Annotated in this window: 10 protein-coding genes; 2 read left to right on the top strand and 8 right to left on the bottom strand. The window is 62.6% G+C overall.

Annotated features, from left to right (window positions below):
• Positions 1–41: 41 nt before the first annotated feature.
• A complete protein-coding gene (locus tag NKJ13_RS13375) occupies positions 42–1340 on the bottom strand; it encodes an adenylosuccinate synthase (RefSeq protein ID WP_254816481.1) in 1299 nt (432 codons plus the stop codon).
• A 321-nt stretch (positions 1341–1661) separates the two neighbouring features.
• Here NKJ13_RS13375 and NKJ13_RS13380 point away from each other — a divergent pair, with 321 nt between their 5' ends.
• Positions 1662–2564, top strand: a complete 903-nt coding sequence (locus NKJ13_RS13380; RefSeq protein WP_352737784.1) for a DMT family transporter — start codon at positions 1662–1664, stop codon at positions 2562–2564.
• A gap of 84 nt (positions 2565–2648) precedes the next feature.
• On the opposite strand, the gene serA is transcribed toward NKJ13_RS13380, so the two are convergent.
• From serA to glmM, 5 genes are all read right to left on the bottom strand, one after another.
• Positions 2649–4247, bottom strand: coding sequence for a phosphoglycerate dehydrogenase (gene serA / locus NKJ13_RS13385; protein WP_352476115.1), 1599 nt, complete (start codon positions 4245–4247; stop codon positions 2649–2651).
• A gap of 183 nt (positions 4248–4430) precedes the next feature.
• Positions 4431–5606 (bottom strand): phosphoserine transaminase, encoded by a 1176-nt coding sequence (locus tag NKJ13_RS13390; RefSeq protein ID WP_352737785.1) that lies wholly within the window; start codon positions 5604–5606, stop codon positions 4431–4433.
• Positions 5607–5803: 197 nt separating this feature from the next.
• A complete protein-coding gene (locus tag NKJ13_RS13395) occupies positions 5804–6553 on the bottom strand; it encodes an outer membrane protein (RefSeq protein ID WP_352504959.1) in 750 nt (249 codons plus the stop codon).
• Between the two features lie 233 nt (positions 6554–6786).
• Positions 6787–7626, bottom strand: coding sequence for an outer membrane protein (locus NKJ13_RS13400; RefSeq protein WP_352737786.1), 840 nt, complete (start codon positions 7624–7626; stop codon positions 6787–6789).
• A gap of 221 nt (positions 7627–7847) precedes the next feature.
• Positions 7848–9200: a phosphoglucosamine mutase gene (gene glmM, locus NKJ13_RS13405; RefSeq protein WP_292664754.1), complete on the bottom strand. Its 1353-nt coding sequence runs from the start codon at positions 9198–9200 to the stop codon at positions 7848–7850.
• 534 nt (positions 9201–9734) lie between these two features.
• On the opposite strand from glmM, the gene NKJ13_RS13410 reads away from it, so the two are divergent.
• Positions 9735–10724: a hypothetical protein gene (locus tag NKJ13_RS13410; RefSeq protein WP_352737787.1), complete on the top strand. Its 990-nt coding sequence runs from the start codon at positions 9735–9737 to the stop codon at positions 10722–10724.
• A 673-nt stretch (positions 10725–11397) separates the two neighbouring features.
• On the opposite strand, the gene ftsH is transcribed toward NKJ13_RS13410, so the two are convergent.
• Positions 11398–13323 carry an ATP-dependent zinc metalloprotease FtsH gene (gene ftsH, locus NKJ13_RS13415; protein WP_352476109.1) on the bottom strand — a complete coding sequence of 642 codons (1926 nt, stop codon included), beginning with the start codon at positions 13321–13323 and terminating at the stop codon, positions 11398–11400.
• A 105-nt stretch (positions 13324–13428) separates the two neighbouring features.
• The gene (gene tilS, locus NKJ13_RS13420; RefSeq protein WP_352737788.1) at positions 13429–14922 is read right to left on the bottom strand and encodes a tRNA lysidine(34) synthetase TilS; all 1494 of its coding nucleotides are present in this window, start codon (positions 14920–14922) and stop codon (positions 13429–13431) included.
• Between the last annotated feature and the right edge of the window lie 25 nt (positions 14923–14947).

The raw sequence follows: 14947 nt of genomic DNA on the forward strand, positions 1-14947 counted from the left end.
GCCCCCGCAAATCAGCCGCAATGCCCGGAAAGGCTGAGAAACTAGTCTTGAAACGGATCGGTCACAAGTATCGTGTCATCCCGTTCAGGGCTGGTGGAAAGGAGTGCGACCGGCGCGCCGATCAGCTCTTCGATGTGGCGGACGTACTTCACCGCCTGGGCCGGCAGATCGTTCCAGCTGCGCGCGCCGGCGGTGGTGCCTTTCCACCCTTCCAGCGTCTCGTAGACCGGTTCGACGCGGGCCTGCGCACCTTGGCTGGCCGGCAGGTAATCTATCGCCTCGCCGTCGAGTCGGTAGCCGGTACAGACCTTGATCTCGTCCAGCCCATCGAGCACATCGAGCTTGGTCAGCGCAATGCCCTTGATGCCGTTGACGGCGACAGCCTGGCGGACCAGCACGGCATCGAACCAGCCGCAGCGGCGCTTGCGACCGGTGACGACGCCGAATTCATGGCCACGCGTGCCCAGGAACTCGCCGATCTCGTTCTTCTGCTCGGTCGGAAACGGGCCTTCGCCAACACGCGTGGTATAGGCCTTGGTGATGCCGAGCACATAGCCGATGGCGCCCGGGCCGACACCGGACCCGGCAGCGGCCTGGCCGGCAACGGTATTGGACGAGGTGACGAACGGATAGGTACCATGATCGATGTCGAGCAACGTGCCTTGCGCGCCCTCGAACAGGATGCGCTCGCCGGCGCGGCGCTTGTCGTCGAGGATTTTCCAGACGCGGTCCATATAGGGCAGGATCTCGTCAGCGACGGAAATCAGCTCGCTCATGATCGCCTCATGCGTGACTTCGCCATGGCCAAGCCCGCGCCGCAGCGCATTGTGGTGCGTCAGCAGCCTGTCGACCTTCAAGGGTAGCGTTTCCAAATCCGCCAAATCCATCACCCTGACCGCGCGCCGGCCCACCTTGTCTTCGTAGGCGGGACCGATACCGCGGCGGGTCGTGCCGATCTTCGTTCCGGAATTGGACGCGGCGTCCTCGCGGAATCCGTCCAGCTCCCGGTGCAAGGACAGGATAAGCGCGGTGTTTTCGGCTATTTTCAGGCGGTCTGGCGTCACCTCGACGCCCTGCCCCTTCAATTTCGCAACCTCCGCGACGAAAGCGTGCGGATCGAAGACGACGCCATTGCCGATGATGGACAGCTTGCCTTGCCGCACCACGCCGGACGGCAGCAGCGACAGCTTGTAGACCTTGCCGTCGACGACCAGCGTGTGGCCGGCATTGTGGCCGCCTTGGAAGCGCACGACAACGTCGGCGCGCTCCGACAGCCAGTCTACGATCTTGCCTTTGCCCTCATCGCCCCATTGCGAGCCGACGACCACCACATTGGCCATATTTCTTTTCCCTTGAGACGCCGCACGAGCAGCTTGAAAACAGTTCGAAACGACAGGCCTCTATCGCATCGGCCCCCAAAATCGGAATCGATTTTCGGAAAAGCACGACGCGAGGATTAGAGCCTTCCGACGCGTACTTGTAGCGTCCAATCGCACGCACGTCGCTCTATAGCGTCAAGACCCGGCGAGCGCGACCACTCTTTGCCACCCAAAACGCTCCGAGGCACAACAATTTTCGCCTTTGACATCATTTACTTGGGCTGGCGGTCGCAATAGGGCCACACCGACGTCGAATTCCCACTGCCTGGCCGGAATGTCACGATGCATCGAGCCGCCTACCTATTCCTGCTGTTCACCACCTTGCTGTGGGGCGGCAACTCCGTGGCCGGCAAGCTGGCCGTCGACCACATTTCACCGATGACGCTGGTCTTCCTGCGCTGGATTCTGGCCGTTCTGATCCTGCTGCCGATCGGCTGGCGAACGCTGCATCAGGACTGGCCAGTGGTGCGTCGGCACTGGTTGCTGCTTGGCGGGCTCGGCGCTTGCGGCTTCGCCTTTTTCAATGCGATCTTCTACACGGCGCTCAACTACACGACGGCGATCAACGTCTCGATCGAGCAGGCGGCGATACCGATCGTGATCATCATCGCCAATTTCGTGCTGTTTCGCCTGCGGGTGAACCGGGTGCAGATCGCTGGCGTCGTGCTGACCATCATCGGCGTCGCGGTGACGGCGAGCCATGGCGACCTGCGCCAGCTTCTCAAGCTGGATCTCAACTTCGGCGACGCGATCATGCTGGTCGCCGTGCTTTGCTACTCCTTCTATTCGGTGGGGTTGCGGCTGAAGCCGGTCATCCGCTGGCAGAGCCTGATGCTGGCGCTGTCGGTTGCCGCACTCATCACATCGCTGCCTTTCTTCCTGTGGGAGATTGCCGCCGGCAAGGTCATCGTCCCCGACGCCCGCGGCTGGGCTGTCGCGTTCTATACTGCCATCGGTGCTTCGGTCATCTCGCAGATCTTCTATATCAGAGGCAACGAGCTGATCGGCGCCAACCGGGCCGGCCTGTTCATCAATCTGGTGCCGATCTTCGGTACGCTGCTGTCGGTGCTGATTGTCGGTGAGACATTCCAGCTTTATCAGGCGCTGGCTCTCGCGCTGGTGCTGGGCGGCATCAGCCTCGCCGAATACAGCGGACGGAAGATGGCGGTATCCGCTGCTCAATGAAGTCGCTTGCCGCGACGGTTCACTGCGGTCCGTCAACGACCATGGAAGCGCCCCGCGTGCTGCTGCACACGGGGTGATCGAATTTCAGGCCGCGCCGACGTCGAAATGCAGCCGCTTGGCCGAGTCGATCGATTTGTGCGAGCGCACCTGCGCCAACACGTCTTCCGGGAACGGCGCATCGAGATAGAGCAACGCAATGGCATCGCCGCCCGGCCGGTTGCGGCCGAGCTGGAAATTGGCGATGTTGACGCCGTTCTCGCCGCACACCGTGCCGAGCAGGCCGATGATGCCGGGCGCGTCGGCATTGGTCGTGTAGAGCATGTGCTGACCGACCTCGGCGTCGAGATTGATGCCCTTGATCTGGATGAAGCGCGGCTTGCCGTCCGAAAAACAGGTGCCGGCGATCGAGCGCGTCCTGTGCTCGGTCTTGACCGTTAGCTTGATATAGCCGTCGAACACGCCCGACTTGTCGCGCTTGACCTCGGCGACGATGATGCCGCGCTCCTTCACCATGATCGGCGCCGACACCATGTTGACGTCGGCGACCTGCGGCCGGATCAGCCCGGCAAGAGTAGCGCTGATCAGCGCCCGCGTATTCATCGTCGCGGTCGAGCCGTCGAACAGGATCTCGACCTCCTTGATCGGATCCTCGGTGACCTGTCCGACAAAGGCGCCGAGCACTTCGGCGAGCTTGACGAAAGGTTTCAGCCGCGGCGCTTCCTCGGCGGTGATCGACGGCATGTTGATGGCATTGGAAACGGCGCCCTTGATCAGATAGTCCGACATCTGCTCGGCGACCTGTAGCGCGACGTTCTCCTGCGCCTCCATCGTCGAGGCACCGAGATGCGGCGTCGCCACCACATTCTCCATGCCGAACAGCGCGTTGTTCTCCGCCGGTTCGACCTCGAACACGTCGATGCCGGCGCCGGCCACCTTGCCGCTCTTCAAGGCCGCGATCAGGTCGGCCTCGACGATCAGCCCGCCACGGGCGCAGTTGATGATACGCACGCCGGTCTTCATCTTTGCGATCGCCGCGGCGTCGATGATGTTGCGCGTCTTGTCGGTAAGCGGGGTGTGCAGCGTGATGAAGTCGGCACGGGCGAACAGCTCGTCGAGCTCGACCTTTTCGACACCGAGTTCCTCGGCGCGGCTGTCCGACAGGAACGGGTCGAAGGCGACGACGTGCATCTTCAGGCCGACGCCGCGCGTAGCGACGATCGAGCCGATATTGCCGCAACCGATGATGCCGAGCGTCTTGCCGGTGATCTCGACGCCCATGAAGCGGTTCTTTTCCCATTTGCCGGCATGGGTTGAGGCGTTGGCCTCCGGTATCTGGCGGGCCAGCGCGAAGATCATGGCGACGGCATGCTCGGCGGTGGTGATCGAATTGCCGAAAGGCGTGTTCATCACGATGATGCCCTTGCGGCTCGCCGCCGGGATGTCGACATTGTCGACGCCGATGCCGGCGCGGCCCACGACCTTCAGCCTGGTCGCGGCGTTGATCAGCTTCTCCGTGACCTTTGTCGCCGAGCGGATGGCCAGCCCATCATACTGGCCGATCACTTCGAGCAGTTTTTCCTTGTCCTTGCCGAGATCCGGCAAATAGTCGACCTCGATGCCGCGATCCCTGAAGATCTGCACGGCGGTGGTGGAAAGTTTGTCTGAGACGAGAACGCGGGGCATTGGCTTGGTCCTTTGCGATTGGCGTCCCTTCCCTTGAGGGGAGGGTCGGCGCGAAGCGCCGAAGTGGGGTCATTGCGGCCGGATGCGGCCAAATCTTTTTTCTTTCTGGATGGCGGATCATTGAGCGGGTGGAGGCGACCTTACCCGGCCTTTCGGGCCACCCTCGCTTCGAGGGAGAGGGAGTCAGGCGGCTGCCTTCAGCGACGCCTTTTGCGCGGCAAAGGCCCAGTCGAGCCAGGGCAGCAGCGCTTCGAGATCGGAGGTCTCGACTGTCGCGCCGCACCAGATGCGCAGGCCGGGCGGTGCATCGCGGTAGGCGCCGATGTCGTAGGCGACGCCTTCCTTGTCGAGCGCCGAGACGATTGCCTTGGCGAACGCAGCCTGTCCATCGGCGTCGAGTGCAGCGACATCCGGATCGGTGAAGGAAAGGCAGACCGATGTGTTCGAGCGCGTCGCCGGGTTGACGGCAAGATGGCCGAGCCAGGAAGATTTTCCGACAAAGCGATCCAGAACAGCGGCATTGGCATCCGCTCTGGTGACCAGCGCGTCGAGGCCGCCGATCGACTGCGCCCAACGCAGCGCGTCGCGATAGTCCTCCACGCACAGCATTGACGGCGTGTTGATGGTCTCGCCCTTGAAGATGCCTTCGATCAGCTTGCCGCCCGAGGTGAGACGGAAGATCTTCGGCAGCGGCCAGGCCGGCTTGTAGCTTTCCAGCCGTTCGACGGCGCGCGGGCTGAGGATCAGCATACCGTGCGCGCCTTCACCGCCCAGGACCTTCTGCCAGGAGAAGGTGACGACGTCGAGTTTCTGAAAATCGAGCTTTTGCGCAAAGGCCGCCGAAGTGGCGTCGCAGATGGTCAGGCCCTTGCGGGTGGCCGGGATGAAATCGCCGTTCGGCACGCGCACGCCCGACGTCGTGCCGTTCCAGGTGAAGACCACGTCGCGGTCGAAATCTATTTTGGTCAGGTCGGGCAGCGCGCCGTAGTCCGCCTCTAACCTGCGCACATCGGCGAGCCTCAGCTGCTTGACCACATCGGTGACCCAGCCGGAGCCGAAGCTCTCCCAGGCGACCATGTCGACGCCGCGTTCGCCGAGCAGCGACCACAGCGCCATTTCGACCGCGCCGGTATCCGAGGCCGGCACGATGCCGATGCGGTAATCCGCCGGAACCTGGAGGATTTCCCGCGTCAGCTCGATTGCTTGTTCAAGCTTGGTCTTGCCGATCTTGGCACGGTGCGAGCGCCCGAGCGCGGCATTTTTGAGCGCCTCGACCGACCAGCCGGGGCGTTTTGCACAGGGACCTGAGGAAAAATTGGGATTTGCCGGACGGAATTCGGGCTTCGTATGCGTCGTCATCGTGGTCTATCCTTCCAGATAGTGGCCCCTCGTTGGGGAGGGGTGGCCCACGGACGGCGATATGCGTTCAGGCTTTCGGCGTCAAGGGGAAAGTTTTTGTCGCTGTCGGGATACCGGCTGCCTTTGGAAAAAAAGTGCCACAACGCAAACGGCGGGCCAAAGACCCGCCATTGTTCACGCCTCAGCTTCGATCGAGCCTACCAGAGGTCGTATCGCAGTCCGACTTTGACCTGGTGATTATTGATCCCTTTGCGGATCGGATAAGAAGTCAGGCTTTCGGCCGTCACATATTCGGCGTCGGGTGCGGAGAAATACTGATACCCCACATCGACTGAGACATTCTTGGACACTTGGTAGGCAAGGCCGGCATTCAGCGTGTAGGCGAAGGAGTATTGGGTCTTGTTGTCACGCAGGACGAAATCGTCGGTGGGGTCGGCGTTGGCGGTGAAGTAGCTCGCCGACAGGCGGCGCTTGCTCTGGAGGATACCGACACCAGCGCCGAGATAAGGCGTGATTCCGACATAGGTGCCAAGGTCGACATAGCCATTGAGTATGCCTGAGAAGGCATAGTTCTTCAGGGTCGCCGATGCCACGGTCGTTCCGTTGTTATAGCCGACCTCGATCTTGTTGCCGGGCAGATAGCCGGCATTGAGATCGGCGCGCAAATAGTCGTTGAAATGGTAGCCGAAGCCAATGCTGGCGAAGATGGGATCTTCCTTTTCGTCGAAGCTCGCGGGCGTGAAGGCGAAATCCTCATCCCTGAAGCTCTTCTGCACCAGATAGGAGACATCGCCGCGCAGATACCATCCCGAGCCAACCTCGACCGGTACATAATCGGGCGCCTGGTCGACATAGACCGGCGGTTCGTAATCGGCACCAAGCGCCGGCGTCAGCGGCAACACGACGACTGCTGCTAGCGCCAGTGCTACAGGCGATTTGGATGTCATGGTTCTCGGCTCCCGAACTTGGCGCATTCGCAATCGCGCGCCGTTTCAGACAGCATTGTTAACCATAGTGGTTAAGTGCGGGTTAAGGATAACAAGGCGTTAGCAATTGATTTGATCCGCTTTCGCTTCTCAAGTTGGGCGGTGTTCCCGAGCGCCGCAGCATCTTAGGCAGCCAAAACGAAACCGCCCGGCATCAGCCGGGCGGTCGACGAATTCCTGGATTTCAGAAACAACTACTTGGTGTAGACGGGCTCGGGTTCTGGAACGTAGGGCTCCGGCGGCGCGCAGTCCGACCTGCCGAACTGGTAGCGCAGGCCGCCACGCACTTCGTGCACGTTGATGCCTTTGTCATAGCCTGGGCCGACATTGGGGAGGGAGGCATAGTCGAACATCTTACCGCCATTGATGTGGCTGAAGCGGTAGCCGACATCGAGTTTGACGCGATCGGTCAGGCAGTAGGATGCGCCCGCCATGGCAGCATAGGCAAAACGCCAGCCCTTGCCACCGCTATGATCAAATGAACCGTCGCTGTCCACGTTGTGCAGTTCATCCCACTTGACCCAGGCACCGCCGATGCCGGCGCCGACATAAGGCGTGATCCCATGCCAGGTGCCGATGTCGACATAGGCGTTGGCCAAGAGCAGCAGCGCCGAATAGGACGAGGTATCGACGGACGTGCAAGGCGTTTGCTGCGGGCCGCAGAAGCCGTCGGTCGAGCCGCGGAATTTGGACTTGCTCATCCAGTCCAAGGTGAGATCGGTGCGGAAATGCTCGTCGATCTGGTAACCAACACCGCCGCCGGCCGAGAAGGCGCCGTCCAGCTTGCCTGTATCGAACTTGCCGGGATTCTGGGGCGCTACACCGTACGTGATGTAGTCGCCGCCACGAAACTTCGACCAGTGATAGTCGATGTCGCCACGGATATACCAGCCGCCGAATTCGGCCGGCTGCTCGTAGGCAACCGGTGGTGGCGCCTCCTCGACTACGGGCGGCTCGACGAAATCGGCGGCGAATGCCGGCCCGGCGCCGGCAAACAGCGCGGCCAGGAGGGCCATTCTTGCTGTGTTGAACATGCTTATCACTCCTGAGAACCCTCGAACGGCGAACGCGCCCGAAACGTGATTGACCTCAGTTGTGGATAATGAATCGGAAAGGTTAAAAGGCGTTTAACCGTATTGATTAACCACGAATCTCCAAAAGTCGAGCAATCTGGCGGCCGTTGCTGCAGGCGGAATTGGCGACTCAATAAAAAGCCCGCCGGCAAGGCGGGCTTTGAACCGATGTTGGAGGGAGATCAGGCGGCGCTGCGCGTTTCCGAAATGACCTCGACGATGTCGTTGACGACCGACTCGACAAGTTGTGGGTCGTCGCCTTCCGCCATGACGCGGATGAGCGGCTCCGTGCCGGATGGCCGGATGACCAGGCGCCCGGCCTTGCCGAGGCGATTGCGCGCATCTTCGATCGCTGCCTTGACCGGCGCCTCCTCGAGCGGCTTGCCGCCGGAAATATGCACATTCTTCAACAGCTGCGGCACCGGCTCGAACTTCTTCGACAGTTCGCTCACCGGCCGGTTCTGCCGCTTGATGCAGGCGAGCACCTGCAGCGCCGAGACAAGGCCGTCGCCGGTGGTCGAAAAGTCGGACAGCACGATGTGACCCGACTGTTCGCCGCCGACATTGAGCCCATGGGCACGCATGTGCTCGACGACATAGCGGTCGCCGACCTTGGTGCGATGCAACTGCAGGTTCATGTCGCCGAGGAAGCGTTCGAGGCCGAGATTGGACATTACCGTCGAGACGACACCGCCGCCGGCCAGCCGCCCGCTCTGGTGCCAGGACTCGGCAATCAGCGCCATGATCTGGTCGCCATCGACGATCGCGCCGTTCTCGTCGACGATGACGACGCGGTCGGCATCGCCGTCGAGCGCAATGCCGATATCGGCGCGCACTTCGTGCACCTTCTTTTGCAAGCCGGCTGGATGAGTCGAGCCGCATTCCTTGTTGATGTTGAAGCCGTTGGGCTCGACATTGATGGCAACGACCTCGGCGCCGAGTTCCCATAGCGCGTCGGGCGCCACCTTGTAGGCGGCGCCATTGGCACAATCGACGACGATGCGCAGGCCCGACAGCGACATCGAGCGCGGCAGCGTGCGCTTGGCGAATTCGATATAGCGGTCATGCACGCCGTCCACGCGTTTGGCGCGGCCGAGCCCATCGGAATCAGCGAGCGCCAATTCGATATCCTTGTCGAGCATCCCCTCGATACGCTCCTCGATCTCATCGGACAGCTTGTAGCCATCGGGGCCGAACAGCTTGATGCCGTTGTCGTAATAGGGGTTGTGCGAGGCAGAAATCATCACCCCGATATCGGCGCGCAGCGAGCGCACCAGCATGGCAACAGCGGGCGTCGGGATAGGGCCGAGCAGGAAGACATCCATGCCGGCGGCGCACAGGCCGGATACCATCGCGTTCTCGATCATGTAGCCGGAAAGCCTGGTATCCTTGCCGAGCACGACGCGGTGGCGGTGGCTGCCGCGCTGGAACGAGAGGCCGGCGGCCATGCCGACCCGCATGGCGACCTCCGCCGTCATTGGAAACTTGTTGGCTCGCCCACGAATGCCGTCCGTACCGAAATAATGTCCTGCCATGTTCGCCAGCTTCCCGATGGTTCTTTCCGAGCATCTCATGCCATAAAATGGCCCAAGCCCCGTCATCACATTGTATGATTATGGACGACCAATCCTTAGAAAATTGTTGTTTTGTGTGTTTTGCGTCACGCTAGTGTGTTGATTTTCAAGTTCCGAGCCCTTGTTGCGGCAGCAGCATCAGAAACGTCAACTCAAACTCCTCTGGATCCTTTGGTCTGTGGCAGTGTGGCCTTGAACCCGAGTCCGCATCGTGCGGCTCCAGACAGCGGTAGGCTCAGGTCCTCCGCACCCGCCGATCTGACTGGCTGTCATGTGACGCAGTGGCCTCGCTGGGACCCAGCCATATGCGCGCTCTCCGTGCAATGCACCCGGACGAACTTGGCTGGGAGACGGTCCCGGCAACGAATTCATCACCTTAAAGAAAAGAATGCACTTCTAAATTTGACTCTACGCTACTTAGCATCTGGCGCAACCAGCCGTTGAGCGCTATTGCTGCACTGGGACATATCATGAACTGCCACAGGGAGAAAACGCATGCTCATCCACCGACTTGCCACTTTGACGGGTCTTGCCGTCGCGACCTTGTTCCTGGCGGCGCCTGCCAATGCGCTGACCATGGCCGAGTGCAGCACCAAGTACAACGCGGCGAAGGATGCGGGAACGCTTGGCGGGCAGAACTGGAACCAGTTCCGCAAGGCGCAATGCGGCACCGATGCCACCGCCGCTACGACCGACACCGCCCCGGCCAAGGCCACTGACACCACCAAGGCAGCCGCCGGCGACGATGCGGCCCCGGGCCTGACGGCGAAGGAGTGCAGCACCAAGTACCAGGCGGCAAAAGCCGCCGGCACGCTGAACGGCATGAAGTGGAACGATTTCCGCAAGACCCAGTGCGCCGCCGACGCGACCGCAGCCGCACAACCCGCCGCCACGACCAAGGCTGCGGCAGCCGCCGACGACGACGCTGCGCCGGGCCTGACGGCCAAGGAATGCAGCACCAAATACCAGGCCGCCAAGGCTGCCGGCACGCTCAACGGCATGAAATGGAACGACTTCCGCAAGAGTGAATGCGCCGCCGGCGCAACTGCAGCGGCACAACCTGCCGCGGCACCTGCCGAGGCGGCGACAGCCGCGGCGACCGATTCCGGCAAAGGCCTCAGCATGGCGGATTGCAGCGCCAAATATCAGGCTGCCAAGGCCGGCAACACGCTGAACGGCATGAAGTGGAACGACTTCCGCAAGAGCCAATGCGGCGCCGGCGCAGCCGACGACGACACCCTGCCGGCTCCTGATGCCAAGTATACCGGCGATCCGCAGCCGCCGACCATCACCGCCCCCCAGGGCGTGAAATTCCCGACGGCGATCTCCAAGAAGTATGCAACCGAGACCCCGGCCAAGGGCCGCATGCACACCTGCCTCGACCTCTATTACGCCAACAAGGACGCCAATACGCTGGGCGGCCTCAGGTGGATCCAGAAGGGCGGCGGCTTCTACAGCCTCTGCAACGCCAAGCTGAAGAGCTGACCGGCGCCAACATCCGACGATAGGAGCCCGCGAGCCGCAAGGTTCGCGGGCTTTTTGTTGGCCGACTCCAACGAGAGGCCCGGCGTTGGAAGGTTGGCAGCGTCGACTACGCTGCCAATCTCCCCCCTGGTGGGGGAGATGCCCGGCAGAGCAGAGGGGAGTGCGAAGGATCGCAAACCTTTAAATTTGTTTTCTCTGATTGAGATCAGATCAGTTGTGGCGTGTCTGCGATACGTTGGCAGGTCGGCGGGACAGCGCCCCCCTCTGTCCTGCCGGACATCTCCCCCACAAGGGGGGAGATTAGCCATCATGCCGGCTTTCGCCAATCGCCAACGTTGGCGCAAGGTTGCGGATAGCTCCCCAGTCGAAAGATGCCTGAAACGAAAAAACCCGCCTCGACGGGCGGGTCTTCGGGGCCAATTGCCACCATACCCAAATTAGTAGCATAGCTGCCGGCACAAAGCAAGAACAAAATGTGGTGCCCTCGCAAAAATACGGATTTGCTTCCCCCCCCCGCGCCTTGCCGATCTTCCCGAAGTCGTCATCGAGGACGATAGAAGGCCACGTTCCTTCGCGGGGGGATTGGCCGTCATCTCACTTTCGCATTCCCCAAAAGAAAACGCCGCGGTCAAGGCCGCGGCGCTTCGAAAGTCGATCTGTCTCGGGCCGGAGCCTAGCTTGACGGCTGGGGTTCCATGCCACCTTCGGGCTCGGGACCCTTCTTGCGGCGGCCGGACTTTGGTACGGCCGAGCCACGGCTCGGCGGCGTGTCATCGCCGAGGTCGCGTGCGGGCTTATTGCCGGCGATCAGCTGCTTGATCTCCTCGCCCGACAGCGTCTCGTATTCGAGCAGGCCTTGCGCCAGCGCGATCCATTCCTTCTTTTTCTTGGTCAGGATTGACCTTGCCGTCGAATAAGCCTCGTCGATCAGCCGGCGCACTTCGGCGTCGATGATCTGCGCCGTCTCTTCCGAGATGTTCTGCGTGCGCGCCACCGAATGGCCGAGGAACACCTCCTCCTGGTTGTCGCCATAGGCGACATGGCCGAGCTTGTCGGAGAAGCCCCAGCGCGTCACCATGGCGCGCGCCAGCTTGGTCGCCTGCTCGATATCGGAGGAGGCGCCCGAGGTGATGTTCTCCTTGCCGAACTTGAACTCCTCGGCGACACGGCCGCCCATCATGATGGCGAGGCGCGAGATCATGTATTTGTAGCTCATCGAATAGCGGTCGCCTTCCGGCAGCTGCATGACCATGCCGAGTGCCCGGCCGCGCGGAATGATGGTCGCCTTGTGCAGCGGATCGGCGGACGGCACGTTGAGCGCCAGAATGGCGTGGCCGGCCTCGTGATAGGCGGTCAGCTCCTTCTCGGCCTGCGTCATCGCCGACGAGCGGCGCTCGGCGCCCATCATGATCTTGTCCTTGGCGTCCTCGAATTCGGCCATGGTGACGAGGCGCTTGTTGCGCCGTGCCGCCATCAGGGCGGACTCGTTGACCAGGTTCATCAGGTCGGCGCCGGAAAAGCCCGGCGTGCCGCGCGCGATCACCTTGAGGTCGACATTGGGCGCCAGCGGCACGTTGCGCACATGCACCTTCAGGATCTTTTCGCGGCCGACGATGTCGGGGTTCGGCACCACCACCTGGCGATCGAAGCGGCCCGGCCTGAGCAGCGCCGGATCGAGTACGTCGGGCCGGTTGGTGGCGGCGATCAGGATGATGCTTTCGTTGGATTCGAAGCCATCCATCTCGACCAGCAGCTGGTTCAGCGTCTGCTCGCGTTCGTCATTGCCTCCGCCGAGGCCGGCACCGCGATGGCGGCCGACCGCGTCGATTTCGTCGATGAAGATGATACAAGGCGCATTCTTCTTGGCCTGGTCGAACATGTCGCGGACGCGGCTTGCGCCGACGCCGACGAACATCTCGACAAAGTCCGAGCCCGAAATGGTGAAGAACGGCACGTTGGCTTCACCGGCGACCGAGCGGGCGAGCAGCGTCTTGCCGGTTCCGGGAGGACCGACGAGCAGCACGCCGCGCGGGATCTTGCCGCCGAGCCGCTGGAATTTCTGCGGGTCGCGCAGGAACTCGACGATCTCTTCCAGATCTTGCTTGGCTTCGTCGACGCCAGCGACGTCCTGAAAGGTGACGCGGCCATGCGCTTCGGTCAACAGCTTGGCCTTCGACTTGCCGAAGCCCATGGCACGGCCGGAACCGGACTGCATCTGGCGCATGAAGAATATCCAGACGCCGAGGATGAGGATCATCGGCAGCCAGGAGATCAGGGTGCCGAACAGCGAATTGGAGCCGTCGGATTCAGGACGCGCATTGATGGTGACGTTCTTGTCCTGCAGACGCGAAACCAGTGACGGGTCCCCAGGCGAATAGGTCTGGAAACCGTTGGAGCTGTCCGTGTAATTGCCGGAGATACGGGCGCCGGCGATGGTCACCGACTTGATCCGTCCGGCGGCGACTTCCTGCAGGAACTGCGAATAGGGGACATCGCTCGAGGCCCCACGCGTCTGCGGCGTCTGGAAAAGATTGAAGAGAGCGATGAGCAGGACCGCTATGATCGCCCAGAGCGCGAGGTTGCGATAATTCGGATTCATCAATTGTCCCGTTGGCGCCGCTGGGCGGACACGCGTCGTGAGAGGAAACTTGGCCCTAACATAGGGAGAGCGTCTCCCCTTGCCAAGCATAACAGCAGGTCTCGGTTAAGCTTTCGCCCGTGGTAGGCCGGCACTGTGGCCGCCGAATGGCGAGGCTGGAACCGGCGCCGCGCCAAGCAAGGCGGCGACGGCATCGGCCGGCGCCAGATCGAAGGACGGCAGGAAACGGGCGAAGGGCGCGACTGCCGGATATGCGGCGACAGCAGCCGGCATCGGGCCTTCCCCGGGCAAACCCGGGCCTTCCCCAGGCAGACCAAGGCATTCGCCATCCCGCCATAGCGCCGGCTCGGCGGCCAGGGCCGCGCGTACAAGGCTTGCCGGCGTGCCATGCCCGGCAATTGCCCGCTTTGCGGCAAGAGCCGCCCCGAGCGGTGCTACCAACAGCGGCGCGATCAACAATGCACCTGAACTGTCGCCCAATGTGATCCGTCTGCGGCCGTCCCAAAGGGCATTGTCGGAAACCTCGACAGCGGGCGGCAGATCGCGCAATTCGCGATGCAAAAAGATACCGGTACGCCGGGCATCGATCACGGTCCGCGACAATGTGGCACAAAGCGGCCCGGTGCGGAGCCGGCCGAAAAGGGCTTCGCTGCGGGCCTGGTCGGGAAGGAAAGCTGTGCCGCCGGTCGCCGCCAGCAGAATGCGCAGCGCATAAATAGCCGCCCCGCTGTCGCTTTCAGTCGCAAAATCCCGGTCGAGGCGGACGAGGCCGGCGGCTGGCCTGGAGGCCAAGCTGCGGATCAGCATGGCCGCGCGGCGTCCCAGTTGCTCACGCTCGGCCGCCACCTTTCTGGCCAGCGCTATCGCTTCAGCCACACGAGGCGCACCATCGCCTTCGGCAAGTGCTGCGCGGACGCGCGGCCGCTCGAAAGCGGTGTCGGCATTGGTCGGATCTTCGATCCAGGCAACCTGTTCACGCCGCAGGAATTCGCGCAGTGCCTCACGCCTTACGCCGAGCAGTGGCCGCACGATCCAGTGCCGCCAGTCGTAGAGGGTTGCCGGCGCCATCCCGGCAAGACCCCGCCCTTCCTCGCGCCGCCCGTCGTCGCTTTGCCCGCCATCACTTGGCCGCTCGTCACTTGGCCGCTCGTCAGTTGGCCGCTCGTCACGCGCCCACTCGTCCCGCGTTTGCCGCATCAGCACGGTCTCGGCCTGGTCGTCGGCGGTGTGGCCAGTCAGGATCAGGCCGATGCCTGCCGCTTCGGCGGCCTCGGCGAGCAGCCGGTGTCGGGCTTTGCGCGCGGCGGCGGGGAGGCCGGTCGATGGTTTGCGCCCCGACCAGGCGAGAACGCGATGGGCAATACCGCGCGCCGCGCACAGCCTGGCCACGGCTTGCGCTTCCGCTGCCGCTTGCGGCCGCAATCGATGATCGATCGTTACCGCCAGCAATTTCGTTGCCGGGGCGTTACGGTCGAGATGGGCTTTGAGGAGGAGGAGAAGGGCGGTCGAGTCGCTGCCGCCGGACACGGCCGCAACAGCGCCGTTGGAAAAGTCGATCCGCGAAAAATCCGAAAGGTCAGGCCCGGTGTCGAGCGTCATGCATGTCGCCCAAGCGTGGGCCCGG

Origin of the sequence: Mesorhizobium sp. M0174 (genome assembly GCF_040322275.1) — a bacterium.
GTDB lineage: Bacteria > Pseudomonadota > Alphaproteobacteria > Rhizobiales > Rhizobiaceae > Mesorhizobium.

Excerpts from the sequence above, each read along its gene's own strand:
- NKJ13_RS13375 (WP_254816481.1), bottom strand. The coding sequence starts at position 1,340 with ATGGCCAATGTGGTGGTCGTCGGCTCGCAATGGGGCGATGAGGGCAAA.
- NKJ13_RS13380 (WP_352737784.1), top strand. The coding sequence starts at position 1,662 with ATGCATCGAGCCGCCTACCTATTCCTGCTGTTCACCACCTTGCTGTGG.
- serA (WP_352476115.1), bottom strand. The coding sequence starts at position 4,247 with ATGCCCCGCGTTCTCGTCTCAGACAAACTTTCCACCACCGCCGTGCAG.
- NKJ13_RS13390 (WP_352737785.1), bottom strand. The coding sequence starts at position 5,606 with ATGACGACGCATACGAAGCCCGAATTCCGTCCGGCAAATCCCAATTTT.
- NKJ13_RS13395 (WP_352504959.1), bottom strand. The coding sequence starts at position 6,553 with ATGACATCCAAATCGCCTGTAGCACTGGCGCTAGCAGCAGTCGTCGTG.
- NKJ13_RS13400 (WP_352737786.1), bottom strand. The coding sequence starts at position 7,626 with ATGTTCAACACAGCAAGAATGGCCCTCCTGGCCGCGCTGTTTGCCGGC.
- glmM (WP_292664754.1), bottom strand. The coding sequence starts at position 9,200 with ATGGCAGGACATTATTTCGGTACGGACGGCATTCGTGGGCGAGCCAAC.
- NKJ13_RS13410 (WP_352737787.1), top strand. The coding sequence starts at position 9,735 with ATGCTCATCCACCGACTTGCCACTTTGACGGGTCTTGCCGTCGCGACC.
- ftsH (WP_352476109.1), bottom strand. The coding sequence starts at position 13,323 with ATGAATCCGAATTATCGCAACCTCGCGCTCTGGGCGATCATAGCGGTC.
- tilS (WP_352737788.1), bottom strand. The coding sequence starts at position 14,922 with ATGACGCTCGACACCGGGCCTGACCTTTCGGATTTTTCGCGGATCGAC.